Origin of the sequence: Streptomyces sp. S465 (assembly GCF_026898115.1) — a bacterium.
GTDB classification, from domain to species: domain Bacteria; phylum Actinomycetota; class Actinomycetes; order Streptomycetales; family Streptomycetaceae; genus Streptomyces; species Streptomyces luomodiensis.
The window spans coordinates 2,345,820-2,371,728 of the sequence record NZ_CP114036.1 but is presented as its reverse complement, the minus strand read 5'-3'; the positions used below and the strand labels follow the sequence as shown (position 1 = coordinate 2,371,728).

The following is a 25,909-nucleotide window of genomic DNA, read 5'->3' as shown; positions in this document are numbered from 1 at the left end:
TCACTTGTACTGACCGCACTCGACCGGAGGCCCCTGTGACCCTGCTCGACAAGGACGGCGTTCGGCTCACCGTCGATGACACGGTCGCCACGGTGACCCTGACCAACCCGGCGAAGCGCAACGCCCAGTCGCCCGCTCTGTGGCGGGCGCTGGCCGAGGCGGGAAAGCTGGTGCCGGGCACCGTGCGCGTGGTGGTGCTGCGCGCCGAGGGCAAGTCCTTCTCGGCGGGTCTGGACCGGCAGGCGTTCACGCCCGAGGGGTTCGACGGCGAGCCGTCGTTCCGCGATCTGGCGCGCGGCTCCGACAGCGAGCTGGACGCCACGATCGCCGAGTACCAGGAGGCGTTCACCTGGTGGCGGCGGAACGACATCGTGTCGGTCGCCGCCGTCCAGGGCCATGCCATCGGGGCCGGATTCCAGCTCGCACTCGCCTGTGACCTGCGGATCTGTGCGGACGACGCACAGTTCGCCATGCGCGAGACCAGCCTTGGACTGGTGCCGGACCTCACCGGCACCCATCCGCTGGTCGGCCTCGTGGGATATGCGCGGGCGCTGGAGATCTGCGCCACCGGGCGGTTCGTCCATGCGGCGGAGGCCGAGCGGACCGGGCTCGCCAACCTCGTGGTGCCCGCCGCCGAACTCGACGGCGCGGTCCAGGACCTGGCGGCGGCCCTTCTCGCCGCGCCACGCGACGCCGTGATCGAGACCAAGGCGCTGCTGCGGGGTGCCGTGGACCGCACCTACGAGGAGCAGCGCGCCGCCGAGCGCGCCGCCCAGGCCCGCCGACTGCGCGACCTGGTCGGACTGGCGGACTGACGGTGCGGGCCGGCGGACCGACGGCGCCGGCCGGACGGTGAGTGCCCCGGACGGTGAGTGCCGGTGCGTGGCGGTGACGCAGGACGTGCCACTCAACGAGGACGTGCCACTCAACGGCCTCCGTCACCGGCGACGTCCGGCGAAGTCCGGCGCAGTCATCGGCGGACACCACGGGCGGCCCTGTCACACGGTCCCGTCCCGGTCCCGGTCTCGGTCCCGTCCCGGCCCCGCCCCGTCACGGCAGCCGCGGCGGCTCACCGGCGGCACCGCCTCCAGCACCAGCACCGCGAGATCGTCGTCGACCGGCTCGGCGGCGAAGTCATGCGTGGCGCGCCGCACCCGCTCCGCGACGGCCTTGGCGCCCAGCCCGACACAGCCCCGCAGGATCTCGGAAAGGCCGTCGTCGTCATCCAGCTGACGGGTGCCGTTGCGCCGCTCGGTCACCCCGTCGGTGACGCACAGCAGCGTCTCGCCGGGCGCCAGGTTCACGGTGTCGGCGTGGAAGCCGGGATGCTCGTCGATGCCGAGCAGCATCTGGGGGGTGGCGGCAGGCGCCACCGCACCGTCGGTGGTCAGCCGCAGCGGCAGCGGATGACCGGCGCTCGCCAGCGTGCAGCGGGCGCCGCCGCCTTCCGGATCGGGCTCCAGCTCCCCGTAGAGCAGGCTCAAAAAGCGCGGGCGGGCCTGTTCGCCGCCGATCTCCGCCGCCTCCGTCTCCTCCTCCACCAGCGCCTGGTTCAGCCGGCTGAGCACCGACTCGACGCCGTGGCCCTCGCGCGCCAGCAGCCGGACCAGGTGGCGGGCCAGCCCCGTGACCGACATCGCCTCCGGGTCGCTGCCCTGGACGTCGCCCAGCAGGAAGCACCAGCGGCGGCTGCCCATCGGGAACAGATCGTAGAAGTCGCCGCCGACGGTCTGGCCCTCGCCGTGCGGCTCGTAGACGATCGCCGTGTCCACGCCCGGGATATGGGCGAGCGACATGGGCAGCTGCCGGCGTTGCAGCGCCCGGCTGATCGTCGCCTGCCGGGTGTACTGCCGGGCGGTGGCGACCGCCTGGGCCACCCGCCGCGCCACGTCCTCCGAGAGCCGCACCACGCCCTCGCTCAGCCGCGGCACGCCGGCCCGGCCGAGCAGGAGTGCGCCATGGCTGCGGCCGTGCGCGATCAGGGGGAAGCACACCGCCGATCCGCCCGTCCCGTGGCTGTCCGCGACCCCGGGCCAGGGCCAGGGCGTACCGCCCGCCGAGCCGAGCCCGGTCGGCGGCGGATGCCGCTCCAGCGCGACGCGGAGCGCGTCGATCCGGCGCTCATCGCCGTGCCAGACGCGGGCGAGCTGGAGTCGGCCGCTCTCGGTGACCAGCCAGACCGCGCACCAGTCGGCCAGCCGGGGGACCAGGAGCTGTCCGGCGAGCGCGGCGACCATGTTCTCGTCGAGCTGGCCGGTGAGCAGTTCACTGGCCTCGGCGAGGAAGGACGGCCCGCCGCGGTCCACCCACTCGGTGGTGGGATCGCGCTGCTCACGCGGCGGGATGGGGGCGAGGGTCTCGGCGAACCGCAGCTCACGGCCGAGCGCGCTGGTGGGGACGGTGTCGTACGCGGGCCCGGCCCGCTCGGCGTCCAGCCGGAACCAGACCGCCTTACGGGTGCGGTGGTAGGTCACGCCCCAGGACTCGGCGAGCGCCCCGATCAGTTGGAGCCCCCGGCCGCGGCCCCGGCGCTGGGTCTCCGGTCCCCCGTACACGGTGCTGGCGGGGTGGAGGTCCACCACCTCCACGACGACGCCCGGCCGCTTCGGCACGTCGTCCGGGCCGGGCGTCTCGCCGGGCCCCGCGGCGCCGCCCTCGTCGTCGGCGCCGCCGGGCTGGATCCGGCAGATGACCTCGACCCGGGTGCCGGCGTGCAGTACGGCATTGGTGACCAGCTCGCTCACCAGAAGCACCGCGTCGTCGACCGACCGTTCGTCGACGGCGATCGGTGTGTACGTCTCCGTCGTGCTCTGCTCCGTAAGCGCCGTACGGACGAAGGCGCGTGCCGCGCCGGGAGCGCCCACACTTCCGGGCAACGTCGTCCGCGAGACGGACTCACGCGAGAGAGGAAACAAGGCCCCCACGTGCGGCTCCAGGACAATACGAGCGGTTTAGGCCATCTAGGTGCCATATTATGACAAACAGGGGGATGTTAATGATCTTTTAGGGGCGACGCCATGGCACTCGACCCGATCCCCACCGACACGTCTTCAGCGCGGACCGTGGAACATCCGGAATCCGCCCGGCCGTCCGGCCTGGCGCGCGGTGAGGAGTCCGTGTCGGCGGCGGAGTTGCGTCCCCTGCTCGCGGCGATGAACGCCTTGTGCGACGGCGACTTCACCGTCCGTGCGGACAGCTCGGCCGAGGGCCTCGTCGGCGAGATGGCCGGGGTCTTCAACCAGCTCGTGGGGCGCAACGCGCATCTGGCCGGGGAGCTTCAGCGGGTGCGCCGTGAGGTGGTGCGCCAGGGCAGGCTGGACGAGCGGATCACCGCGAGCCCCGGCCAGGGGGCCTGGACGACCAGTGTGGACGCGGCCAATCAGCTGGTGGACGCCCTGGTCGGGCCGGTGTGCAACGCCACCCGGGTGCTGGACGCCATCGCGTCGGGGGATCTGACCCAGCGGGTGGACCTGCACGACGGCAACCGCCAGCTCCGTGGCGATCTGCGGCGGCTGGGGCGCGGGGTGAACCGCACGGTGGACCAGCTGTCGCTGTTCACCGGGGAGCTGACCCGTATCGCCCGCGAGGTCGGCATCGAGGGGCGGCTGGGCGGCCGGGCCAAGGTGCGGGGGCTCTCCGGCGACTGGCGCATGGTGACGGAGGCCGTCAACACCATGGCCTCCCGGCTGACCGCACAGGTCCGCGACATCGCCGAGGTGACCACGGCGGTCGCCCGCGGTGACCTCACCCGCCAGGTGACCGTCGAGGCCACCGGTGAGCTGCTGGAGCTCAAGCTGACCGTGAACACCATGGTCGACCAGTTGCGGGCGTTCGCCGACGAGGTGACGCGGGTGGCGCGTGAGGTGGGTACCGAGGGTGAACTGGGCGGCCGGGCCCAGGTCCGTGGCGTCTCCGGGGTCTGGAAGGACCTTACGGACAGCGTCAACTTCATGGCGTCCAATCTGACCTCGCAGGTCCGCAACATCGCCCAGGTGACCACGGCGGTCGCCGACGGCGATCTCTCGCAGAAGATCACCGTGGACGCGAAGGGCGAGATCCTCCAGCTCAAGTCGACGATCAACACCATGGTCGACCAGCTCTCCGCCTTCGCCGACGAGGTGACGCGGGTGGCCCGTGAGGTGGGCACCGAGGGCCGGCTCGGCGGCCGGGCCCAGGTCCGTGGCGTCTCCGGGGTCTGGAAGGACCTTACGGAGAACGTCAACTTCATGGCGGACAACCTGACCTCGCAGGTCCGCAACATCGCCCAGGTCGCCACCGCCGTGGCGGAGGGCGATCTGGGCAAGACGATCACGGTGGAGGCGAAGGGCGAGATCCTGGAGCTGAAGTCGACGATCAACACCATGGTGGACCGGCTGTCGTCCTTCGCCGACGAGGTGACGCGGGTGGCCCGTGAGGTGGGCACCGAGGGCAACCTCGGCGGTCAGGCCCAGGTCCGTGGCGTCTCCGGGGTCTGGAAGGACCTCACGGAGAACGTCAACTTCATGGCGTCCAATCTGACCTCGCAGGTCCGCAACATCGCCCAGGTGACCACGGCGGTCGCCGACGGCGATCTGTCGAAGAAGATCACGGTCAATGCCCGGGGCGAGATCCTGGAACTCAAGGAGACCGTGAACTCCATGGTCCAGCAGCTGCGCTCGTTCGCCGACGAGGTGACGCGGGTGGCCCGTGAGGTGGGCACCGAGGGCCAGCTGGGCGGCCGGGCCGGGGTGCCGGGCGCCTCGGGCGTCTGGAAGGACCTCACGGACAACGTCAACTTCATGGCCTTCAACCTGACCTCGCAGGTCCGCAACATCGCCCAGGTCGCCACCGCCGTGGCGGAGGGCGATCTGAGCAAGAAGATCGACGTGGACGCGCGCGGCGAGATCCTGGAGCTGAAGACCACCATCAACACCATGGTCGACACGCTCTCCTCGTTCTCCTCCGAGGTGACCCGGGTGGCCCGCGAGGTCGGCAGCGAGGGCCGCCTCGGCGGCCAGGCCCGGGTCGAGGGCGTCTACGGCACCTGGAAGCGGCTGACCACCGGCGTCAACGAGCTCGCCCTCAACCTGACCACCCAGGTGCGCGCGATCGCCGAGGTCGCGTCCGCCGTCGCCCAGGGTGATATGTCCGGGTCCATCTCGGTCGAGGCGCAGGGCGAGGTGGCCGAGCTGAAGAACAACGTCAACCTGATGGTCGCCAACCTCCGCGAAACCACCCGCGCGAAGGACTGGCTGGAGTCCAACCTGGCCCGTATCGCCTCGCTGATGCAGGGCCACCGCGATCTGGTCGAGGTCGCCGATCTGATCCTGCGTGAGCTGACCCCGCTGGTCAACGCGCAATTCGGGGCGTTCTTCCTCAGTGCCGGCGATACGGAGGCCGGTGCGGACGTCTGCGCGGAGGTGGGTGCGGATGTCGGTGTGGAGGCGGGTGCGGAGGTGGGTGCGGAGGTCGTCGCGGACGCCGGCGCCGATGACGGTACTGGGGACGGTGGCGTGGCCGGTGGAGGGCAGGGGCTGGAGCTCATCGCCGGATACGGGACCGATCTTTCCGTGGCCGGGGCCGATCAGTCCGCGACCCGGGGCGGTGGCCCGGCGCCGGGGACCGGTCCTCCCGGATGCGGGCTGGTCGCCCAGGCGGCGCTGGAGAAGAAGCGGATCCTCATCAACGATGTTCCGCCCGACTACATCACCATCAGCTCCGGACTGGGCTCCGCGCTCCCGGCCAGCGTGGTCATCCTGCCGATCCTCTACGAGGACCAGGTGCTCGGAGTGATCGAACTGGCCTCGTTCAGCCGGTTCAGCGAGGTCCACCTGGCCTTCATCGACCAGTTCGTCAACACCATCGGCGTCTCGATCAACACCATCATCGCCAACGCCCGCACCGAGTCGCTGCTCTCCGAGTCCCAGCGGCTGACCACCGAGCTGCGCCAGCGCTCGGACGAGCTGCAGCGCTCCAACGCGGAGCTGGAGGAGAAGGCCGCGCTGCTGGCCACCGCCTCCCAGTACAAGTCCGAGTTCCTGGCCAATATGTCGCATGAGCTGCGCACCCCGCTGAACTCGCTGCTCATCCTGGCCCGGCTGCTCGCGGACAACCCCGAGGGGCGGCTGTCCAGCCAGGAGGTGCAGTTCGCCGCGACCATCCACCGCTCCGGTTCCGATCTGCTCCAGCTGATCAACGACATCCTGGATCTGTCGAAGATCGAGGCGGGCCGGATGGACGTCCGCCCGAGGAATCTGCCGCTGGTCAAGATCCTGGACTATGTGAACGCCACCTTCCGGCCGCTCGCCGCCGACCGGGATCTGTCGTTCGAGATCGCCGTCGGCGAGGACGTACCGCGTGACATGTTCTCCGACGAGCAGCGGCTCCAGCAGATCCTGCGCAACCTCCTCTCCAACGCCCTGAAGTTCACCTCCTCGGGCGGGGTGACGCTGCGTGTCGAGCGCGTCCCGGCGGCGCGGTTCGAGGAGGAGACGCTGCGCGGCGCGGACGCCGTCATCGCCTTCTCCGTCACCGACACCGGTATCGGCATCCCGCCGGAGAAGCTGCCGGTGATCTTCGAGGCGTTCCAGCAGTCCGACGGCACCACCAGCCGCAAGTACGGCGGCACCGGCCTCGGTCTGTCCATCAGCCGGGAGATCGCCGGGATGCTCGGCGGCCGGATCGTGGCCGCGAGCGAGCTGGGCGTCGGCTCCCGCTTCACCCTCTACGTCCCCGCCCACTACCGGGGTGTCGCCCCGGTGCCCGACCCCTCGGACCCCAAGGCCACCGGTTCCACCGTCCCGGCGGTGGTCCGCCCGCAACCGGACGAGCCGCTGCCGGACACCGCCGACCACGCCCCCAGCGGGATCTTCGGGGAGACGGACACCCGGGTCGGTGGCCCGGCCCCGGGCGGCGAGACCGAGGGCGGGTCCGGGACCCAGGGCGGGTTCGGGACCGAGAGCGGATTCGGGGGCGAGTCCGAGGGGCGCGGCGACGGCTGGCCGGAGACCACGCAGCTCAAGGAGTGGCAGCACGGACATTCCGGCCGGGTGCTGAACGGCCGCCGCATCCTGATCGTCGACGACGACATCCGGAACGTTTTCGCGCTCACCCATGTGCTGGGCCGGGTCGGTATGACGGTGAAGTACGCGGAGAACGGGCGCGAGGGGCTGGAGGTGCTGCACCGCAACCCGGACGTCTCGCTGGTTCTGATGGACGTGATGATGCCCGAGATGGACGGGTACGAGACGATCCGGGTCATCCGGAACACACCCCGTCTCGCCGATGTGCCGATCATCGCCCTGACCGCGAAGGTCATGCCCGGCGACCGCGAGAAGGCCATCGACAGCGGCGCCAACGGCTATGTCCCCAAACCCGTGGATGTCGACCGGCTGATGTCGGCGATCGTCGAACTGCTCGATCCGACGGGCGGGGCGCGGAGTGAGGGTGCCACGTCCGGGGATGACGGCGGGGATGGTGTCGGGGGCGACGGTGGTGACGGCGGCGGTGACAACGCTGGGCGTGTGGGTGAGGGCGGGGGTGCGGGTCAGGACGAGGGTGTGGGCCAGGGCGGGAGCGTGTCCGCCGAGGCCGCTCCGCCGAGGCCGAGGCAGGGGGAGAGGTGACTGCGACCGTGTCGGAAAAGGCCGGAATCCTCATCGTCGACGACATGGAGGAGAACCTGATCGCGCTGGAGGCCGTCCTCGGCCCGCTCGATCAGCAGCTCGTCCGCGCCCGCTCCGGCGAGGAGGCACTGAAGGCGATGCTGCGGCAGGACTTCGCCGTCGTTCTGCTCGATGTGCTGATGCCGGGCATGGACGGCTTCGAGACCGCCGCCAACATCAAGCGGCTCGACCAGACCAAGGACGTGCCGATCATCCTGCTGACCGGGACCGACGCCGACTCCGACTACGCCTACCGGGGCTATGCGATCGGGGCCGCCGACTTCCTCACCAAACCCTTCGACCCCTGGCTCCTGCGGACGAAGGTCAACGTCTTCCTGGAGATGCACCGTAAGAACCGTCGGCTCGAGGCGCGGAGCGAGCAGCTGGCCGATCGGGTGGCGGAGTTGGAACGCACCGTCGAGGAGCTGCGGAAGCACCGCGCCGAGCGTTGATCGTGCGGGTGGTCGGGGGTCCACGGGTGGTCAGGGGTCCACGGCGGTGACCAGGACGGCCACCGTGGTCGGCTGGTCTTCCGGGGGCGGGACCGCCTCGGCCACCGCCGTCCGCACCGCCCTCGCCACGTCCAGGGCGCGGTGGCCCGCCGCCACGGCCAGCTCGATCCGGATGTGCGCGCCCTCGATCCGTACGGCGCGGGACGAGCCCAGCACGGGCGTGAGGCGGGCGACGCCGGGCACGGAGGCGGCGGCGCGGGTGGCGGGGTCGGGCACGGAGGTGGCGCGGTCGGGGGGCTCGGGACGCTCGGTGGTCGGCCGTGGTGTGGGTTGCGGTTGTGGTGGGTGGTGTTGTGGGGGCTGGGGTTCCGTCGGCGCCTTCGGGTGGTGTTGTGGGGTTTGGGGTTCCGTCGGCGCCTTCGGGTGGTGTTGTGGGGTTTGGGGTTCCGCCGGCGCCTGGGGGTGGTGTTGTGGGGTTTGGGGTTCCTCCAGCACCTTCGTCACCCGTACGTCCACTGCCTCCACCAGGAGGCCCAGCCGGTCCGCCGCCTCGTCGAGCAGTACCTCGCGCAGCCGGTCCGCCGTCACCGGAAGCGCTTCCTCCAGCGTCGCGCCGCACTCCGCCGCGATACGCAGGGGGCCCGGCGGCAGCGCGCTCGGCGGGGGCGGAACGGCCGGTGTGGAGGCGGTGTCGGGGTCGGCAGGGCCGATCCGGAGCGCTTCCAGACGTGCGTCCGTAACCTCGTGCGCGGCCCGCCCGAGCACCTCGCTCGCCGCGTGCTCGGTGATCCAGGAGCCGTCCTCCGGCCCACCCAGGGGCAGCAGCCGGCCGAGCCGCAACTGCTCCCTTACGGTCTGCGCGAGCCGGTCCGTGACCACCATGTCACCTCTTGGCGCCGTACGTGCTCCTGCTCTCAGCCTGCCGTATCGATCGCGCGAGTGCCGCATCTCCGGAGCGGTTCGGGGAAAGCGCCTTTAGGCTGGCAAGTAGAGCGAGTGGAAAACACCGTACTTCGGTCGCTTTGGCTGATTTGACCGCTTCAGCCGCTCTCCGCCTCGGAAGGAACGATCGGTGATGTCCGAGACCGCACCACGGAACCGACCCGAGAACCCCGCCACGGAGCCCGCCGCCGGTACACCCAAGACGCTGGGTGCCGGGAGTGGCGCCGGAGGCGGCACCGCCCCCGGGACCCCCGACCGGACCCGGCGGAGCGGTGGCGACCCCGCCTCGCGGGGGCGTACCACCATCGCCGATGGCGTCGTCGAGAAGATCGCTGGTATGGCGGCCCGGGATGTGGTCGGCGTCCATGCGATGGGCGGCGGTCTCGCGCGCACCTTCGGGGTCGTACGGGACCGGGTGCCCGGCGGCCGGTCGGTCACCCGAGGGGTGAAGGCGGAGGTGGGGGAGGTGCAGACGGCCCTCGACCTGGAGATCGTGGTGGACTACGGGGTCTCCATCTCCGATGTCGCACGGGCTGTGCGGGAGAACGTGATCGCGGCGGTCGAGCGGATGACCGGCCTCGAGGTGGTCGAGGTCAATATCGCGGTCAGCGATGTGAAGTTGCCGGACGAAGAAGAGGAAGCGCCGGAGCCGCGGCTTCAGTAGTCCGGAGGCGGTTCCGGTTGGCTCCAGCAGGGGAGCACACGATGAGCATGGCCGTGGTCGGGATGATCGCGGGGATGGCGCTGGCTTTCGCCGGTTACTTCGGTGGTTTCGGGGCCTTTCTGCTGGTGGCGGCGCTGGGCGCCGTCGGGTTCATCGTCGGCCGGTTCCTGGACGGTGATCTGGAACCGGGCGACTTCTTCCGTTCCCGTGGCCGTGACGAACGGCGGCGGTGAATGAACACCATGACGACAGGGATCATGACGGCAGAGGTGGCCGTGACGACCGTAAGGACGCGTTGTGGTCGAGCCGGGTGAGCGGGGTGCGACGCGGATCGCGGATCGGGTCGTTGCGAAGATCGCCGCGCGGGCGGCGCGGGAGGCGTTGCGTGTGGGTGCCGTGGGTGCCGTGGGTGCCGTGGGGGCTGCCGGTGCCGTCGGCGCTGCGGATGTCGGTCTTGCTGACGGCCTTGCTGACGGTCTTACCGACGCCGCCGTCGCTCGGCCGAACGCTGTCGCGGTGGTGCGCGGGGGTGTCGCGCGGATCCGGGTCGCTGTCGAGCTCGGCTATCCCTCGGACATCGGGGCGCACTGCGGTGCGGTGCGTCGCCGGGTGATCGAACGGGTAGGCGAGTTGACGGGCATGGAGGTGCCCGAGGTCGTCGTGACGGTCGAACGGCTGCATGTGCCGCGGTGGGAGCGCCCGGAGCAGAAGGTGCGGCGGGGGAGGGACAGGGTGCGATGAACGCGGACCAGAAGATGCGTCAGTCCACGTCGGCGTCGGCGTACGGCGCGGGGGAGCGGACGGGGGCGGGCTCCGGCGCGGAGTACGGAGATCCGCCCGTTCGGGTGAGGCGCTTCTGGTCCGTGCGGCGGGTACCGGCCGGGATCGTCGCCCTGGTCACAGCCGCCGTCGCCGGGCTGTTGCTGTACGACGTGGCGGCCGTGCGCTCGGGCTGGTCTGCGATGCGCTGGCGGGATTGGCTCGCCGCGCAACTCGCCTCGCGGCCGCTGGACGACGTGTGGGTCATGGGCGGGGCGGCGCTGCTGGCCGCGCTGGGGGTGTGGATGGTGGTCCTCGCGATGACGCCGGGGATGCGCGGGGTGCTCCCTATGCGTTCGCCGGGTGCGGGTGCGGGTGCGGGTGCGGGTGCGGGTGCGGGTGCGGGTGCGGGTGCGGGTGCGGAGGCGTCTGCTGGGGGTGCGGCCGGGGCCGGCGCCGGGGGCGCGGATGGCGTTCGGGCGGGGATCGACCGGGCCTCGGCGGGGCTGGTGCTGCGGGACCGGGCGATGGAGGTGCCCGGTGTGCGGTCGGCCCGCGTCGACGTCGGCCGTCGGCGGATCAGGGCCCGCGCGCTGGCCCACTTCCGCGATCTCGACGAGGTGCGGGCGGATCTGGATGCCGCCCTCCACGAGGGCATCCGGCAGCTGGGCCTGGCCCGGCGGCCCGCCCTGTCCGTCCATGTCCGGCGGTCGGCGAAGTCGAAGACGAGGTGAGCGGGCCATGCTGAGCGTCGTCAACCGGGTGCTGCTGGGCGTCCTGGGTCTGGTGCTGGCCGGGGTGGGAGCGGTGGTCCTGGCCGGGTGGCCGCCGTTCGACGGACGGGACGATGTGCTGCTCAGCCGGGCGGACCGGACGCGCTGGCGGGACGCCGGGTGGTGGTGGCCGGCCGTCATCGCGGCGCTGGCGGTGCTGTTCGTGCTCGCGCTGTGCTGGTTCCTGGCACAGCTGCGGCGACGCCGGCTGCATGAGGTGCTGGTGGAGACGGGCGATGGCGAGGGCGCGCTGCTGCGGGGGCGGGCCCTGGAGGCGGCGCTGCTGGCGGACGCGGAGTCGCTGGACGGCGTGGAGCGGGCCCATGTGCTGCTGCGCGGCCGGCGGACCACACCGGAGGCCCGGATGGGGCTGGTGCTGGAGCCGGGCGCGGAGCCGAAGCTCACGCTGGACGGGCTGCGGGCGGAGGTCCTGGAGCGTGCGCGGGGCTCGGCGGGGCTGGAGCGGCTGCCGGCGGAGGTGCGGGTGCGGGTGGCGCGGCACGGGGCGGAGCGGGCGCGGTAGCTCTGCGGGGCGGGGGTGCCCCTGGGGCGGGGTTGCCGTGGGGTGCGCGGTCGGTTGCGTGGGTGGGTGCGGGTGCGGGGCCTCCGGGGCGGGGTCCTGGACCGTATATTTACGGCGCCGACGACAGTTGAACGTGGGGTGGGCCGGAGATTGGCGCCACAAATACACGTAAGCGTCCAGGACCCCGCCCCTCCGACCCCGCCCCCTCCCGTCTCGCCGGCGACCGCCCCCCGGTGACCCCGGACACCTGCCCCGTGGCGGATACGTCCGGGGGGTGGGTGCGGCCCCGTCCGTTCTCGTCTTCGTTGGCGTCGCGCCCCGGTGGTCCCGGGTGCCTGCCTGGTGCCGGGTTCGCCGGTGGGGTGGGTGCGGCCCCGTTCGTTCTCGTCTTCGTTGGCGTCGCGCCCCGGTGGTCCCGGGTGCCTGCCTGGTGCCGGGTTCGCCGGTGGGGTGGGTGCGGCCCCGTCCCCTCTCGTCTCGTCGGCGGCCGCCCCCCGGTGACCCCGGACACCTGCCCGGTGGCGGGTGCGTTTGGGGGGGTGGGTGCGGCCCCGTTCGTTCTCGTCTTCGTCCCGGACGCGTGACCGGTTCCGGCTTTGTCCGGTGGGATGGGCGCGGCCCCCGCCGCTTCCTGCCTCGTCGGCGACCGCCCCCGGTGGTTCCGATGCCCGGTCTCGGCTTCGTCCGGTGGGGTGGGTGCGGCCCCCGTCCCCTCCCGTCTCGTCGGCCGTCGCTAGCGGGGGCCGGGGGGAGCCCCTCGGTTCGGGGAGGGGTGGGGTGGGGGACGGTCGCCGGAGGCGTCCACGGTCCGCATCCGGAGGTCCGGCGGGGACGCAGGCGGCACCGGGGCTGGGGGGAGCCCATGCGGCCGGGGTGGAGCCGCTCAGATGCCGTGGAGGGCGCCGCCGTCCACGGGGAGCATCAGGCCGGTGAGGTACGACGCGGCCGGGGAGAGGAGGAACGCGGCGGACTTGCCGAACTCCTCCGGTGTCCCGTACCGCCGCAGCGGAATCGCCGCCGAGGCCCGCTCCTGTGCCGCGTCCGCGTCGCCGGAGAGGCTGTCGAGCTCGCGTACGCGGTCGGTGGCGATGCGGCCCGGGAGGAGGCCCAGGACGCGGATGCCGCGGGGGCCGAGCTCGACGGAGAGGGACTTCGCGAAACCGGCGAGGCCCGGCCGCAGGCCGTTGGAGATGGTGAGGCCGGGGATCGGCTCGCGGACGGAGCCGGAGAGGACGAAGCCGATCACGCCGCCGGAGGAGAGCTGCTCGGCGGCGGTGCGGGCGAGGCGGACGGCGCCGAGGAAGACGGAGTCGAAGGCGCTCTGCCACTGGGCGTCGGTGAGGTCGGCCGTGAACCCGGCCGGCGGGCCGCCGACGCTGATGAGGATGCCGTCGAAGCCGCCGAAGCGCTCGCGGGCGGTGGCGATCAGACGGGCCGCGGCCTCGGGGTCGGCGTTGTCGGCGGCGACGCCGACGGCGTTCGGGCCGAGGTCGGCGGCGACGGCGGCTGCCGTGTCGGCGTCGCGGCCGGTGATGACGGTCTTCGCGCCGTCGGCGATCAGCTCACGGGCGGTCGCGAGGCCGAGCCCGCGGGTGGCCCCGGTGACGATGTACACGCGGTCTTTGAGTCCAAGATCCATGGGGTCAGTCTGCCCTGGGCCCTTCCGCGAGGGTGAGGGCGGTCCCCACCAGTCCGATGTGGCTGAACGCCTGGGGGAAGTTGCCGAGCTGCCGGCCGGCCGCCGGGTCGTACTCCTCGGCGAGGAGTCCGACGTCGTTGCGGAACGTGAGGAGGCGTTCGAAGAGCGTCCGGGCGTCCTTGTGGCGGCCGGCCAGCTGGAGGGCGTCGGCGAGCCAGAAGGAGCAGGCGAGGAAGGCGCCCTCGGAGCCGGGGAGGCCGTCCACACCGCCGTCGGTGGTGTAGCGGCGGATCAGGCCGTCCTCGCTGAGTTCGCGGCGGATCGCGTCGATGGTGCCGGTGACGCGGGGGTCGGTGGCGGGGAGGAAGCCGACGCGGGGGATGAGCAGGGTCGCGGCGTCCAGCTCGGCGGACCCGTAGGACTGGGTGAAGGTGGACCGCGCGGGGTCGTAGCCCTTTTCGCAGACCTCCTGGTGGACGGCGTCGCGCATGGCGCGCCAGCGGTCCGCGTCGCCGCTCAGCTCGGGGTGGGCCTCGAGGGCGCGGACGGCGCGGTCGGCGGCGACCCAGGCCATGACCTTGGAGTGGACGAAGTGACGGCGAGGCCCGCGGACCTCCCACAGCCCCTCGTCGGGGTCGCGCCAGGCGGACTCCAGGAAGTCCATGAGCGCGGTCTGGATCTTCCAGGCGTGCGGTTCGGCGGGCAGCCCCGCGGCGCGGGCCAGGTGGAAGGTGTCGAGCACCTCGCCGTAGACGTCGAGCTGGCGCTGGTCGACCGCGCCGTTGCCGACCCGGACGGGTGCCGAGCGGTCGTACCCCTCCAGCCAGGGGAGCTCGTGTTCGTGGATGCGGCGCTCGCCCCCGAGGCCGTACATGATCTGTAGCTCGGCCGGGTCGCCGGCGATCGCCCGCAGCAGCCAGTCGCGCCAGGCGGCGGCCTCCTCCTGGTAGCCGGCGCGCAGCAGGGCGTTCAGGGTGAGGGTGGAGTCGCGCAGCCAGCAGTAGCGGTAGTCCCAGTTGCGGACCCCGCCGAGCTCCTCGGGCAGCGAGGTGGTGGGGGCCGCGACGATACCGCCGCTCGGCGCGTAGGTGAGCGCCTTGAGGGTGATCAGGGAGCGCATGACGGCATCCCGGTACGGGCCCTGGTAGCGGCAGCGGGCGGCCCAGTCGCGCCAGTCCGCCAGGCTGGAGCGGAGGGAGTCGTACGGGTCGACGAGCTGAGGGCGGGGCTCGTGGGAGGGGTGCCAGGTGAGCACGAAGGCCACCCGGTCCCCGGCCGAGACGGTGAACTCGGAGCGGGTGCTGAAGTCCTTGCCGTAGGTGCGGACCTCGGGCTCCGAGCGCAGCCATACGGAGTCGGGTCCGGCGACCGCGATCCGGTGGCCGTCGGTGCGGCGCATCCAGGGGATGACCCGGCCGTAGTCGAAGCGCAGCCGGAGGACGCCGAGCATCTCGACGCTGCCGGAGACGCCCTCGACGATGCGGACGACGTCGGGGGCGCGGTCGCGCTGCGGCATGAAGTCGATGACCTTGACCGTGCCCGTCCCGGTCTCCCAGACCGACTCCAGGACGAGGGAGTCGTCGAGGTAGCGGCGGCGGGTGCAGTCGCCCGCGCCCTTGGGGGCGAGCCGCCAGTGCCCGTTGTCGTGGTCGCCGACGAGCGCGGCGAAGCAGGCCGGTGAGTCGAAGCGGGGCAGGCACAGCCAGTCGATCGAGCCATGGCGGCTGATCAGGGCCGCCGTCTGGTGGTCACCGATGAGGGCGTAGTCGTCGATGCGCTGAGCCATGTCGGGACGCCTTCCCGGGAAGCGGGACGCTAGTCCGCCGAGGCCGTGGCCGGGACCTTCTCGGGGGTGGCCGCGGCGGCCTTCGCGGCCTCCTCGGCGCGGTCCCGGCGCTCGCGGCGGGCCAGCACCACCCAGCCGATGGGCACACCGGCGGAGAACAGCCACCACTGGATGGCGTAGGCCATGTGCGGGCCGATGTCGCTGTGGTTGGGCGCGGCGACCGGCTGGGGCTGCTTGCCGCCGCCCTTGGGGGAGGACGAGGTGAGCTCGATGTAGCCGCCCAGGACGGGCCGGGACAGGACCTTCGCCTGCTGTTCGCTGTTGATCAGCGAGACCTGGCGCGGCGGCAGCCCCTGCTTGTCCTTGATGCCGCTGTTGCCGGTGGTCTCGTCGGCCTTCAGCCGGCCGGTGACGGTGACCTTGCCGGAGGGGGCGGCCGGCACGTCGGGGAATCGGGTGAGGTCCGTGCCGGCCGGGATCCAGCCCCGGTTGACCAGGACCGCGCGGTCGTCGGGGAGCAGCAGCGGGGTGAGCACGAAGTAGCCGATGGACTGCTCGTCGGAGCCGGTGCGCTGGCGGACGACGACCTCGTGGGCGGTGTCGTAGCTGCCGGTGGCGGTCACCGTGCGCCAGGTGTCGTCGCGCGGGACGGTACGGCCGGAGGAGGTGAGCTTCTCGACGGCCACGGCGGGGGCGTCGAGGTTGTCCCCGATGAGCTGGTTCTGCGCGACCCGGTGTTCATGGCGGTGCAGCTGCCAGAAACCCAGCCTGATCATCGTCGGGATCAGGGCCAGGGCCACGAGTGTGAGGATCACCCACTGCCGGGTCAACAGGAAGCGGTACACGTCCTTGACCCTACTCGGCGTGGATTGTCCCTCGGCCGGTGGGGGCGGCCCCGGGACAATCCACGCAGGTGGCCGGGTTCACACATGGTCGACGATGCCCACCTTCCCTTCCGCCCGCGCGCAGTGCGCACAGCAGTAGAACTGGCCGTCCGCCTCCACGCCCTGCCCGATGATCTGGGCCCGGCAGTGTTCGCAGATGGGCGCCATACGGTGGATGGCGCACTGGAAACAGTCGAAGACGTGCACGCTGCCCTGCGCGTGCACCTCGAACGCCATGCTGTAGTCGTTTCCGCAGACCTCACAACGTGCCATGCGCCTCAGCGTGCGGCCCCGCGCGGTGGCGGGCGAGCGGCGGGCGGGCGCGTCGCGCCGACTTCACCTGTTTGTCGGCGGCGCGGGGGTGACGTCCTGGAGGAGCTGCATGAAGGCCGCCTCGTCGATGATGGGCGTGCCGAAGGAGCGGGCCTTGGCGGTCTTGGACGTGGGCGACTCGGGGTCATTGGTGACCAGCACGCTGGTGAGCCGGGAGACGCTGGTGGCCACGTGCAGCCCGGCCTCGATCGCCCGGTCCTCCAGCAGCTCGCGGTCGACCGAGGTGTCCCCGGAGAACGCCACCCGCATGCCCTGGACCAGCTGCCCGCCCGGCTCGTAGCGCCCGGGGTTGGGATAGGGGCAGGCGGGGCGCTTCCGGCTGGGGCGCCAGGTCTGCCGGTACGACCGCTGGTGGCCGATCGCCGGGCCGTCGGACCACTCGGTGAGCGGCTGGCAGGCCAGCAGCGGCAGGCGCAGCCCGGTCGCGGCGGCCCGGAGGAGGCTGGGCCGGAACGCCTCGGCGAGCACCCGCGCGTCGTCCAGGGCGTGGTGGGCGCGCCGCTGGACCACGCCGTAGTGCGCGGCGAGGGTCTCCAGCTTGTGGTTGGGCAGGGGAAGGCCCAGCTCCTTGGAGAGGGCGATGGTGCACAGCCGCTGCCGCACGGGCGCGGTGCTCTTGGTGCGGGCGTACTCACGGGCGAGCATCGACCAGTCGAAGGCGGCGTTGTGCGCGACCAGGACGCGGTCGGCGAGCCGCTCGGAGAGCTCCCCGGCGATCTCGGGGAAGCGCGGGGCGTCGGCGAGCATCTCCGCGGTGAGGCCGTGGATCCACACCGGGCCCGGATCGCGCTGCGGGTTGACCAGGGTGTACCAGTGGTCCTGCACCGCGCCCCGGGCGTCGAGCTGATAGACCGCCGCGGAGACGATCCGGTCGTCGCGGGCGAGGCCGGTGGTCTCCACGTCGACGACCGCGTACCCCTGCGGATAGCTGGCCGGCCATGCGGACGGCGGGACGGGGTGCGGTGCGGTTGCCGTCGGGTCTTCGAGCATGGTCCATGAGGATACGGGCCGTCACCGACAGCCCTGACGGGCGGGCCGGTCGGGACGTGCGCGGCCTCGGGGTTGACGGGGTGTCGGGCGAAGCCCCTGGGGCAGCCATCGCCTTGTTGACACACCATCTACCGTACTTGTTGGTAACCAACCCTAGCCGTGGCCTTACGGGCGGTTCTATGTTGCGGACATGCCGCATCTGCCCAATGCCGTGCTGTGGTCCATACCGGCCTTCGTCCTGCTCACCGTCGTGGAGATGGTGAGCTGTCGCCTCCACCCCGACGAGGACGCCGAGGGCTACGCGGTGAAGGACGCCGCGACCAGCGTCACCATGGGGCTCGGCAGCATCGTCTTCGACCTGGTGTGGAAGATCCCGATTGTGGCGATCTATACCGCCGTCTACGAACTCACCCCGCTGCGCGTCCCGGTGGTGTGGTGGACGCTGCCGCTGATGCTGCTCGTCCAGGACTTCTTGTACTACTGGTCGCACCGCGGGCACCACGTCGTCCGCGTCCTGTGGGCGTGCCACGTGGTGCACCACTCCAGCCGCAAGTTCAACCTCACCACCGCCCTGCGGCAGCCGTGGACCACCTGGACGGTATGGCCGTTCTACGTGCCGATGATCGCGCTCGGGGTGCATCCGGCGGCGGTGGCGTTCTGCTCGTCGGCGAACCTCGTCTACCAGTTCTGGATCCACACCGAGCGGATCGGCACCCTGCCGCGCCCCGTGGAGTTCCTGTTCAACACCCCCTCGCACCACCGTGTCCACCACGCCTCCCAAGGGGGCTATCTGGACCGCAACTTCGGCGGCATCCTCATCGTGTGGGACCGGCTCTTCCGGTCGTTCGTCCCCGAGACCGAGCGGCCCGTCTACGGTCTGACGAAGAACATCGCCACCTACAACCCGCTGCGCGTGGCCACGCACGAGTACGCGGCCATCGCCCGCGACATCGCGGCGGCGCGGGACTGGCGCGAACGGGCGGGCCGGGTCTTCAGGGGGCCGGGCTGGCAGCCAGGACCGGCCCCGGAGGCCGGGCGCCGGGAGCCGGCCGGCGAGCGCGTGGGATGACGGCCGCCGCCGGGCGCGCGGCGCGGGCCCTGCCGGTCTGCTTCGCGCTGCTGACCGCCGTTCACCTGGGCGCGCTCCTGGCGGGCGCCACCACCGCCGGCCGGCTCACCAAACCCGCCCTGATGCCCGTCCTCGCCGCCTGGGCCCTGGTGCGGGGCGGGCCGTGGCCGCTCCCCGCCGCGCTGCTGTGCGGCTGCGGCGGCGATGTGCTGTTGCAGATCGGCGGCGAGATCGCGTTCCTGGCCGGAATGGGCTGCTTCGCGGCCGGACACCTCTGCTATCTGGCGCTCTTCACCCGCTGCCGGCCGGCGCTCTTCGCCCGTGCCGTACGGCGCCGTACGGCGCTCCGGGCGGCCGCCGGATACGGGGCGGCCTGGCTGGGCACGGTGGCGCTGCTGTGGCCCGGTCTCGCGCCGGAACTGCGGCTGCCCGTCGCGGGCTACAGCCTGCTGCTGACGGCCATGGGCCTCGGCGCACTCGGGGCGGGCCCGTGGACGGGGCTCGGCGGGGCGCTGTTCCTGCTCTCCGACACCCTGATCGCGGCTGGGCTCGCCGACTGGCCGCGGCCGCCGGTGCCCCAGTTCTGGATCATGGCCACCTATGCCGCCGCCCAGTGGCTGCTGACGGCGGGGGCGCTACGCGCCGGGGCCTCACGCCCCGGGCCGGCAGGGGCGCTCGTCAGGCCGGGACGGGAAGCCGCCTGAGCCGGACCACGCGCAGCGGGTCCGAGGGGCGGTCATGGCTCAGCTCCCAGCCCTGGGCGCGGGCCGCCTGGACGACATAGCCCGCGCCCACCCCGCGGTACTCGCGCACCGTGATGTCGTGCGGGCCCGGCGGCGGTGCCTTCCGCGCCTTCTGGGCGGCCAGCTCCTTGCTGGTCCACGTGGCGATGCGGTGGTCCACCCGCGCCCGGTAGAAGGCCGCGTCGCCCTCGTGCCGCAGCTCCGGGAGCGTCACGCACCAGGCGGGCCACACCGCCACCTTGTCCCCGAACGCGTCCATCAGCCGGAGGAAGCCCCTCTCGAACCCGGGGATCACCGTAAGGATCTCGCCCACGAGGGCGGCGGCGATGAAGGCGAGGAAGATCACCACTACCAGCACCCACCACACCGGCAGCAGCAGCACGGTCAGTACGAACCGGATCAGCAGGGAGAAGGCCGGCCGTGGGGGCAGCGGTCCCCAGGGGTCGTGGGGGTGCACGGAAACGAGGTCCTCTCGCGGCTTCATGGGGGACGCGTACGGGCCGCCGAAGCGAAGTCGCCCCGGCGGCCCGTGCATTGTGTCAGCCGGTTACTTCTCGACGGCGTCCAGGGCGTCCGCGAGCCCGGCGCCGTAGAAGCCGTTGTACCGCTCACCGCCCTCGCACACCGCGTCGACCGTGCCGTTGCCGTCGATGTCGTACTCGGTCGGGCAGGCGATGTCGTCGGCCTCGGCCTTGAGCAGCGCCTTCACCTGCGCGGCGGAGGCGTGCGGATGGGTGCTCTTGATGAGCGCCGCGACGCCGGCCACATGCGGCGAGGCCATCGAGGTGCCCGCCATGTAGCCGTACTGCCCGCCCGGCAGCGTGTTGTAGATCAGGCCGCTGGTCGCCGGGGGCTCCGGCTTCTGGTAGGCGGTGCTGTCGCCGCCGGGGGCCGCGATGTCGATGATCCCGAGGCCGTAGTTGGAGAACGAGGACTTGAGCCCCTTGGCGCCGGTCGAGGCCACGGTGACGACGCCCGGCAGCTGGGTCGGGATGTCCAGGCAGACGCTCGGGTCCACCTCCCGGTCGCCGGGGGTGGTGTCGTTGGGGCTGGACGGGTCGGTGATGGTGTCCGAGGTCAGGTCGTAGTTCTCGTTGCCCGCCGCGGCCACGTTGACCACGCCCTTGCGCTCCGCGTACGACGAGGCCCGGCGCACCGCCTCGACCAGGGCCTTCTGGTCCGGGTCCGTGGTGCAGTTGAAGTACCACGGGTCGGTGTAATAGCTGTTGTTGGTGACGTCCACACCGTGCTCGGCGGCCCAGACGAAGCCGCAGACGACCGCCTCGGTGTAGAAGAACCCGCCGGTCGTGGACACCTTGATACCGGAGACCTTGACGCCCGGGGCCACCCCGGTGACGCCGATGCCGTTCTTCGCGGCGGCGATCTCACCCGCGACATGCGTACCGTGCGGGGACTCCTCGGCGCTCGGCCGCCAGGCGCCGTCGGTGGTGTCCGGCTTGCCCGTCACACAGTTGACGGACGCCTTACGGTCGAAGTTCGGCGCCAGATCGGGGTGGGTGTCGTCCACGCCGGTGTCGATGACCCCGACGGTGACGTTCCGGCTGCCCAGGCTCTTCTCATGTGCCTTGTCCGCCTTGATGGCCGGCAGATCCCACTGGAGCGGCTCCAGCGGGTCCTGCCCGGCCGAGGCCTTCGCCGCCACCGCCTGCCGCTCCTTCTCGCTCAGCAGCTTCGGCGTGTCGATGTCGTCGGTGGACTGGGCGGGCAGCGGGGCGGTGCGGGTGTTGCCGGCGGAGGCGACGCCGCGGACCTTACGGACGGTCTTCGCGAAGTCCGGGTTGGCGGAGTGGACGACGATGACGCCGATCCGGTCGTACGACTCCACCACCGTGCCGCCGGCCTGGGTGATGGCCTTGCGGATCCGGGACGGGTCCTGCCCCGGACGGGTGTTGACGACATAGCTCAGCGACGGACCGTCGGCCGTGGTGGCCGTGGTGGCCGCGGTGGCGTCGCCGTCCCGCCCGAGAGCGGTGGCGGTGGTGGGCAGGAAGGCCAGCGCGGTGGTGAGCGCCATGGCGGCGGGTATCGCGGCGGTGCGCAGCGGCAGGGAGGTGCGGCGCGGCGTCATGGGTACTCCGGTTCTCTCGACGTGGGTGAGACGCGGTGGGGCGGGGTGAGATGGGGTGACACGTGGGCCAGACGTGGCGGGAACGTGGCTGAGGGGGACCTGGGCCGACGGACCGGGCTGGATCGACAGCGTTCCGGACCGGGGGCGCGGACGCGCGCTCAGCGCGCCACTCGGGGGACGCGGAGCCCCCGGGCGCGGGCGGCGGTCCTGGGGGCCGGGTCAACGGCCGTGGTCCGGCCGGGGTCATCCGCACCAGCGAATGTGCGCGCCCTCATGGCGCGGATCCCGCTCGCCGTCGTGACGCCCCGGGACGCCGCGGGACCGGGGGAGAGACGGCGGGGAGTGGTGAAGGGGTCATGCGAGCGTGCGGAGCCGACGGGCCGTCAAAAGCCCGCCGTCCGGGTCTTGGAGGAGCCGATCTCGGATGAGGCATGGGGTCTCCACTTCGTCCTCGAGGGCCGCCCGAACGCAGTCCGCGCTTGGGCGGGTACATGACGAAGGAAGCTATCGCTGATCAAGGTCGGGCATCAATGCATTCCGGAAGAAAACCCGCCACAGTACCCGGAGCCGATCCCTCCGCCGAATTCTTATCCCTCTTTCAATCAACCGGCCCCTGTCGTACGGGTCGGCGTCGCCCTACCATGCGTGATCCGGATCACTTCGCGCCGCCGTTTCCATCCCCGCTCGGACCCACTCACCAGGAGAGACCGTGGATACCGCACCGGCCAGCGATCGCCCCGACGATCAGCGGCAACAAGACCGTTCACCCTACGCCGAGGTGCAAGCGAGCGCGGAGTTCGGCGAACTGCGCGGTGCCCACCGCTCGTTCGCCTTCCCGCTCACCATCGCGTTCGTCAGCTGGTACCTGCTCTACGTCCTGCTGTCCAACTACGCGGACGGCTTCATGGGCACCAAGGTCGTCGGCCATGTCAACGTGGCCCTGGTGTTCGGGCTCGCCCAGTTCCTGAGCACCTTCCTCATCGCCTGGTGGTACTCCCGGCACGCCGCCGCCAAGCTCGACCCCCGCGCCGAGGCGATCAAGTCCCGTCTGGACAAGCCCAGTACGGGCAAGACCCCTCTGGAGGAGCGTCCATGAGCCACCATCTGCTCGCGGCCGGGAGCACCTCGGACAACCGGCCGCTGATCGTCACGCTCTTCGCGGTCTTCGTCCTGGCCACCCTCGCCATCACCGTATGGGCGGGCCGGCAGACCAAGGACGCCACCGACTTCTACGCCGGCGGCCGCCAGTTCTCCGGCTTCCAGAACGGCCTCGCCATCTCCGGCGACTACATGTCCGCCGCGTCCTTCCTCGGCATCGCCGGCGCCATCGCCCTCTCCGGCTACGACGGCTTCCTGTACTCGATCGGCTTCCTCGTCGCCTGGCTGGTCGCCCTGCTGCTGGTCGCCGAGCCGCTGCGCAACTCCGGCCGCTACACGATGGGCGACGTCCTCGCCTACCGGATGCGCCAGCGCCCGGTGCGCACCGCCGCGGGCGTCTCCACCATCGTCGTGTCGATCTTCTATCTGCTGGCGCAGATGGCGGGCGCTGGCGTGCTGGTCTCCCTGCTGCTGGGCATCACCAGCGAGGCGGGGAAGATCCTCATCGTCGTCCTCGTCGGCGTCGTGATGATGCTCTACGTCACCATCGGCGGCATGAAGGGCACCACCTGGGTGCAGATGGTCAAGGCCGTACTGCTGATCGCGGGCACGCTCCTGATCACCTTCCTGGTGCTGCTGAAGTTCCACTTCAACGTCTCCGAGCTGCTCGGCGAGGCGGCCAAGAACAGCGGCATCGGGGAGTCGTTCCTGGAGCCGGGGCTGAAGTACGGGATCAACGCCACCAGCAAACTCGACTTCCTCTCCCTCGGCATCGCCCTGGTGCTGGGCACCGCGGGACTGCCGCACATCCTCATCCGCTTCTACACCGTGCCCACCGCCCAGGCCGCCCGTAAGTCGGTCAACTGGGCCATCGGCATCATCGGCGTCTTCTACCTGATGACCATCGCGCTGGGCTTCGGCGCCGCCGCGCTGCTCGACCGCGACGACATCATCGCCTCCAACAAGTCCGGCAACACCGCCGCTCCGCTGCTCGCCGAGGAGGTCGGCGGCGGGGCGAACTCCACCGGCGGGGCCATCCTGCTCGCGGTGATCTCCGCGGTGGCGTTCGCGACGATCCTCGCCGTGGTCGCCGGACTCACCCTCGCCTCCTCGTCCTCCTTCGCCCACGACCTGTACGCCAACGTCATCCGCAAGGGCCAGGCGACGCAGAAGGAGGAGATCTCGGCGGCCCGCTGGGCCACCGTCGGCATCGGCACCGTCGCCGTCGTCCTCGGGGTCTTCGCACGGGATCTCAACGTCGCCGGACTCGTGGCGCTCGCCTTCGCGGTCGCCGCCTCCGCCAACCTGCCAACCATCCTGTACAGCCTGTTCTGGAAGCGGTTCACCACCCAGGGCGCGCTGTGGTCCATCTACGGCGGACTGATCTCCTCGGTCTTCCTGGTGCTCTTCTCGCCCGTCGTCTCGGGCAAGGAGACCTCGATGTTCCCGGATGTGGACTTCCACTGGTTCCCGCTGGAGAACCCCGGTCTGATCTCCATCCCGCTGGGCTTCCTGCTCGGCTGGGTGGGCACCCTGGTCTCCAAGGAGGAGCCGGACAAGGACAAGTACGCCGAACTGGAGGTCCGCTCGCTCACCGGACACGGCGCCCACTGAGCCGCTTGAACCACTCGTGCGGCCCCTCCCTGTCACACCCGTCACGTACGCTGCGAGAAGGACAATTGACCACCGTGGACAATTGACCACAGTGCACGCGACGCCAACCGCGGAGGGGCCGCACCATGCTGATCGACACCTATGGTCGCGTAGCCACCGACCTGCGTGTCTCCCTGACCGACCGCTGCAACCTGCGCTGCACCTACTGCATGCCGGAAGAGGGCCTGCAGTGGCTCGCCAAACCGGATCTGCTCACCGACGACGAGATCGTCCGGCTGATCCGGATCGCCGTCACCGAGCTCGGGGTCACCGAGGTCCGCTTCACCGGCGGTGAGCCACTGCTGCGCCCCGGTCTGGTCGGCATCGTCGAGCGCTGTGCGGCCCTCACCCCGCGCCCCGAGATGTCCCTCACCACCAACGGCATCGGGCTGGAGCGCACCGCCCAGGCCCTGCGCGACGTAGGTCTGGACCGGGTCAATGTCTCGCTCGACACGCTGCGCCCGGAGGTCTTCCAGGCCCTGACCCGGCGCAAGCGCCATGACGATGTGCTGCGCGGCCTCCAGGCGGCGCACACCGCCGGGCTGACCCCGGTGAAGGTCAACGCCGTGCTGATGCCCGGACTCAACGACGACGAGGCCCCCGAGCTGCTCGCCTGGGCCCTGGAAAACGGCTATGAGCTGCGCTTCATCGAGCAGATGCCACTCGACGCCCAGCACGGCTGGAAGCGCGAGGGAATGACCACCGCCGGGGACATCCTGGCGAGCCTGCGCACCCGCTTCACCCTCACCCCCGAGGGGAACGAGGAGCGCGGCTCGGCGCCCGCCGAGCGCTGGCTGGTCGACGGCGGCCCGGCCAGGGTCGGCGTCATCGCCTCCGTCACCCGCCCCTTCTGCCGCGCCTGCGACCGCACCCGGCTCACCGCCGACGGGCAGGTGCGCACCTGTCTGTTCGCCCGCGAGGAGTCCGATCTGCGCGGAGCGCTGCGCTCCGGCGCCCCGGACGAGGAGATCGCCCGGCTGTGGCGGCTGGCGATGTGGGGCAAGAAGGCCGGTTCCGGGCTCGACGACCCGTCGTTCCTCCAGCCCGACCGCCCGATGTCGGCGATCGGCGGCTGACACCGGCCGATCGGCGGCTGACTCCTTCCGGGGCGGCCCCGCCGCCTGGGCGGAACCGCCGGAACCACCGGAACCGGCTCCACGGTGATGTGGGTTCGATATATTCTTCGTGTCAACACTGAAGGGCCCGACCCGGGCGGCATCCCGAGGCAGACCCTTCAATGCGGTTCACAAGCCCGGTCGTCCATCTGCCGACCGGGCTTCCGCGTGTACGGATCCGGTCGCGACCGTCTCATGTGCGGGACTGCTACCGCACGAACTGTTCCACCGTGGCGATGATCGCCACGAACAGTCCCGCCACTGCCAGACCGACCTGCCACCTCTCGGCATCGGTCCACCTTCGCCCGTGAGGCTTCGCCTCGTTCCGACCACTCACTCACTTCCTCCTTGGTCCTCCAACAGGTCCGCTAACGGATGCAGCGGGCCTGCCGCAGGGGCGCGCTTCGGAAACGCCAGGAAGTATGGCACGGGGCACCGGGCACGGCTCACCGGAACTGCGCGATTGATCTGAGGTTTTCTTGAGCTTGCGGAACCGGTGTCAGTGGTCGGCGGCCGACCACTCCTCCAGCGTCACCACGTCCTTGAGGAAGCCACGCATCCCGAGGAACTCCGACAAATGCTCGCGGTGCTCCTCGCAGGCCAGCCAGGTCTTGCGCCGCTCCGGAGTGTGAATCTTGGGATTGTTCCAGGCCAGCACCCATACGGCGGGGGCACGGCAGCCCTTGGCGGAGCAGATCAGGGTGTCGGTCTCGGCGGTGGTCTCAGGGGTGTTCACACCGCAGACTCTACGGAA

23 protein-coding genes are annotated in these 25,909 nt (G+C 71.5%); 13 read left to right on the top strand and 10 right to left on the bottom strand.

What is annotated here, in order from left to right:
• Positions 1–35 precede the first annotated feature (35 nt).
• The gene (locus N6H00_RS10195; RefSeq protein WP_268971274.1) at positions 36–815 is read left to right on the top strand and encodes an enoyl-CoA hydratase/isomerase family protein; all 780 of its coding nucleotides are present in this window, start codon (positions 36–38) and stop codon (positions 813–815) included.
• A 183-nt stretch (positions 816–998) separates the two neighbouring features.
• Here N6H00_RS10195 and N6H00_RS10190 read toward each other — a convergent pair whose 3' ends face one another.
• Complete coding sequence (locus tag N6H00_RS10190; protein WP_268971273.1) at positions 999–2,864, bottom strand: SpoIIE family protein phosphatase; 1,866 nt, start codon at positions 2,862–2,864, stop codon at positions 999–1,001.
• Positions 2,865–3,017: 153 nt separating this feature from the next.
• Between N6H00_RS10190 and N6H00_RS10185 the strand changes: the two genes are divergently transcribed.
• On the top strand, positions 3,018–7,604 hold the full coding sequence (locus N6H00_RS10185) for a HAMP domain-containing protein (protein WP_443072924.1): 4,587 nt from the start codon (positions 3,018–3,020) through the stop codon (positions 7,602–7,604).
• A gap of 44 nt (positions 7,605–7,648) precedes the next feature.
• On the top strand, positions 7,649–8,095 hold the full coding sequence (locus N6H00_RS10180; RefSeq protein WP_443073200.1) for a response regulator: 447 nt from the start codon (positions 7,649–7,651) through the stop codon (positions 8,093–8,095).
• Between the two features lie 30 nt (positions 8,096–8,125).
• Here the strand turns inward: N6H00_RS10180 and N6H00_RS10175 are convergent, their stop codons facing one another.
• Entirely contained in the window at positions 8,126–8,977 is an 852-nt protein-coding gene (locus tag N6H00_RS10175) for a nucleopolyhedrovirus P10 family protein (RefSeq protein WP_268971271.1), read from the bottom strand.
• Positions 8,978–9,170: 193 nt separating this feature from the next.
• Between N6H00_RS10175 and N6H00_RS10170 the strand changes: the two genes are divergently transcribed.
• The 5 genes from N6H00_RS10170 (at position 9,171) to amaP (ending at position 11,756) form a co-directional block, all read left to right on the top strand.
• Entirely contained in the window at positions 9,171–9,701 is a 531-nt protein-coding gene (locus tag N6H00_RS10170) for an Asp23/Gls24 family envelope stress response protein (protein WP_268971270.1), read from the top strand.
• 41 nt (positions 9,702–9,742) lie between these two features.
• Entirely contained in the window at positions 9,743–9,934 is a 192-nt protein-coding gene (locus tag N6H00_RS10165; RefSeq protein ID WP_030841226.1) for a hypothetical protein, read from the top strand.
• A gap of 64 nt (positions 9,935–9,998) precedes the next feature.
• Complete coding sequence (locus tag N6H00_RS10160) at positions 9,999–10,442, top strand: Asp23/Gls24 family envelope stress response protein (RefSeq protein ID WP_268971269.1); 444 nt, start codon at positions 9,999–10,001, stop codon at positions 10,440–10,442.
• Positions 10,439–11,194 (top strand): DUF6286 domain-containing protein, encoded by a 756-nt coding sequence (locus N6H00_RS10155; protein WP_268971268.1) that lies wholly within the window; start codon positions 10,439–10,441, stop codon positions 11,192–11,194. Before N6H00_RS10160 ends, N6H00_RS10155 begins: the two co-directional genes overlap by 4 nt.
• 7 nt (positions 11,195–11,201) lie before the next feature.
• Positions 11,202–11,756, top strand: a complete 555-nt coding sequence (gene amaP, locus N6H00_RS10150) for an alkaline shock response membrane anchor protein AmaP (RefSeq protein ID WP_268971267.1) — start codon at positions 11,202–11,204, stop codon at positions 11,754–11,756.
• A gap of 883 nt (positions 11,757–12,639) precedes the next feature.
• Here amaP and N6H00_RS10145 read toward each other — a convergent pair.
• The 5 genes from N6H00_RS10145 to N6H00_RS10125 form a co-directional block, all read right to left on the bottom strand.
• On the bottom strand, positions 12,640–13,395 hold the full coding sequence (locus tag N6H00_RS10145) for an SDR family oxidoreductase (protein WP_268971266.1): 756 nt from the start codon (positions 13,393–13,395) through the stop codon (positions 12,640–12,642).
• A 4-nt stretch (positions 13,396–13,399) separates the two neighbouring features.
• A complete protein-coding gene (locus tag N6H00_RS10140; RefSeq protein ID WP_268971265.1) occupies positions 13,400–15,181 on the bottom strand; it encodes a glycoside hydrolase family 15 protein in 1,782 nt (593 codons plus the stop codon).
• 29 nt (positions 15,182–15,210) lie between these two features.
• Entirely contained in the window at positions 15,211–16,026 is an 816-nt protein-coding gene (locus N6H00_RS10135) for an SURF1 family cytochrome oxidase biogenesis protein (protein WP_268971263.1), read from the bottom strand.
• Between the two features lie 78 nt (positions 16,027–16,104).
• Positions 16,105–16,338 carry a hypothetical protein gene (locus N6H00_RS10130; protein ID WP_268971262.1) on the bottom strand — a complete coding sequence of 78 codons (234 nt, stop codon included), beginning with the start codon at positions 16,336–16,338 and terminating at the stop codon, positions 16,105–16,107.
• 63 nt (positions 16,339–16,401) lie between these two features.
• Positions 16,402–17,388 (bottom strand): DEDDh family exonuclease, encoded by a 987-nt coding sequence (locus N6H00_RS10125; protein WP_268971260.1) that lies wholly within the window; start codon positions 17,386–17,388, stop codon positions 16,402–16,404.
• A gap of 190 nt (positions 17,389–17,578) precedes the next feature.
• On the opposite strand from N6H00_RS10125, the gene N6H00_RS10120 reads away from it, so the two are divergent.
• Positions 17,579–18,457, top strand: a complete 879-nt coding sequence (locus tag N6H00_RS10120) for a sterol desaturase family protein (protein ID WP_268971259.1) — start codon at positions 17,579–17,581, stop codon at positions 18,455–18,457.
• Positions 18,454–19,161, top strand: coding sequence for a lysoplasmalogenase (locus N6H00_RS10115; RefSeq protein WP_268971258.1), 708 nt, complete (start codon positions 18,454–18,456; stop codon positions 19,159–19,161). Before N6H00_RS10120 ends, N6H00_RS10115 begins: the two co-directional genes overlap by 4 nt.
• Here the strand turns inward: N6H00_RS10115 and N6H00_RS10110 are convergent.
• Positions 19,136–19,684 carry a hypothetical protein gene (locus N6H00_RS10110; RefSeq protein WP_268971257.1) on the bottom strand — a complete coding sequence of 183 codons (549 nt, stop codon included), beginning with the start codon at positions 19,682–19,684 and terminating at the stop codon, positions 19,136–19,138. The genes N6H00_RS10115 and N6H00_RS10110 overlap by 26 nt on opposite strands.
• A 63-nt stretch (positions 19,685–19,747) precedes the next feature.
• The gene (locus tag N6H00_RS10105) at positions 19,748–21,289 is read right to left on the bottom strand and encodes a S8 family peptidase (protein WP_268971256.1); all 1,542 of its coding nucleotides are present in this window, start codon (positions 21,287–21,289) and stop codon (positions 19,748–19,750) included.
• A gap of 709 nt (positions 21,290–21,998) precedes the next feature.
• Here N6H00_RS10105 and N6H00_RS10100 point away from each other — a divergent pair.
• From N6H00_RS10100 to moaA, 3 genes are all read left to right on the top strand, one after another.
• Positions 21,999–22,385, top strand: a complete 387-nt coding sequence (locus tag N6H00_RS10100; protein ID WP_268971255.1) for a DUF485 domain-containing protein — start codon at positions 21,999–22,001, stop codon at positions 22,383–22,385.
• Positions 22,382–24,001, top strand: a complete 1,620-nt coding sequence (locus tag N6H00_RS10095) for a solute symporter family protein (RefSeq protein WP_268971254.1) — start codon at positions 22,382–22,384, stop codon at positions 23,999–24,001. Before N6H00_RS10100 ends, N6H00_RS10095 begins: the two co-directional genes overlap by 4 nt.
• Positions 24,002–24,126: 125 nt before the next feature.
• The gene (gene moaA / locus N6H00_RS10090; protein ID WP_268971253.1) at positions 24,127–25,116 is read left to right on the top strand and encodes a GTP 3',8-cyclase MoaA; all 990 of its coding nucleotides are present in this window, start codon (positions 24,127–24,129) and stop codon (positions 25,114–25,116) included.
• A 538-nt stretch (positions 25,117–25,654) separates the two neighbouring features.
• Here the strand turns inward: moaA and N6H00_RS10085 are convergent.
• On the bottom strand, positions 25,655–25,891 hold the full coding sequence (locus tag N6H00_RS10085) for a hypothetical protein (RefSeq protein WP_268971252.1): 237 nt from the start codon (positions 25,889–25,891) through the stop codon (positions 25,655–25,657).
• Positions 25,892–25,909 lie beyond the last annotated feature (18 nt).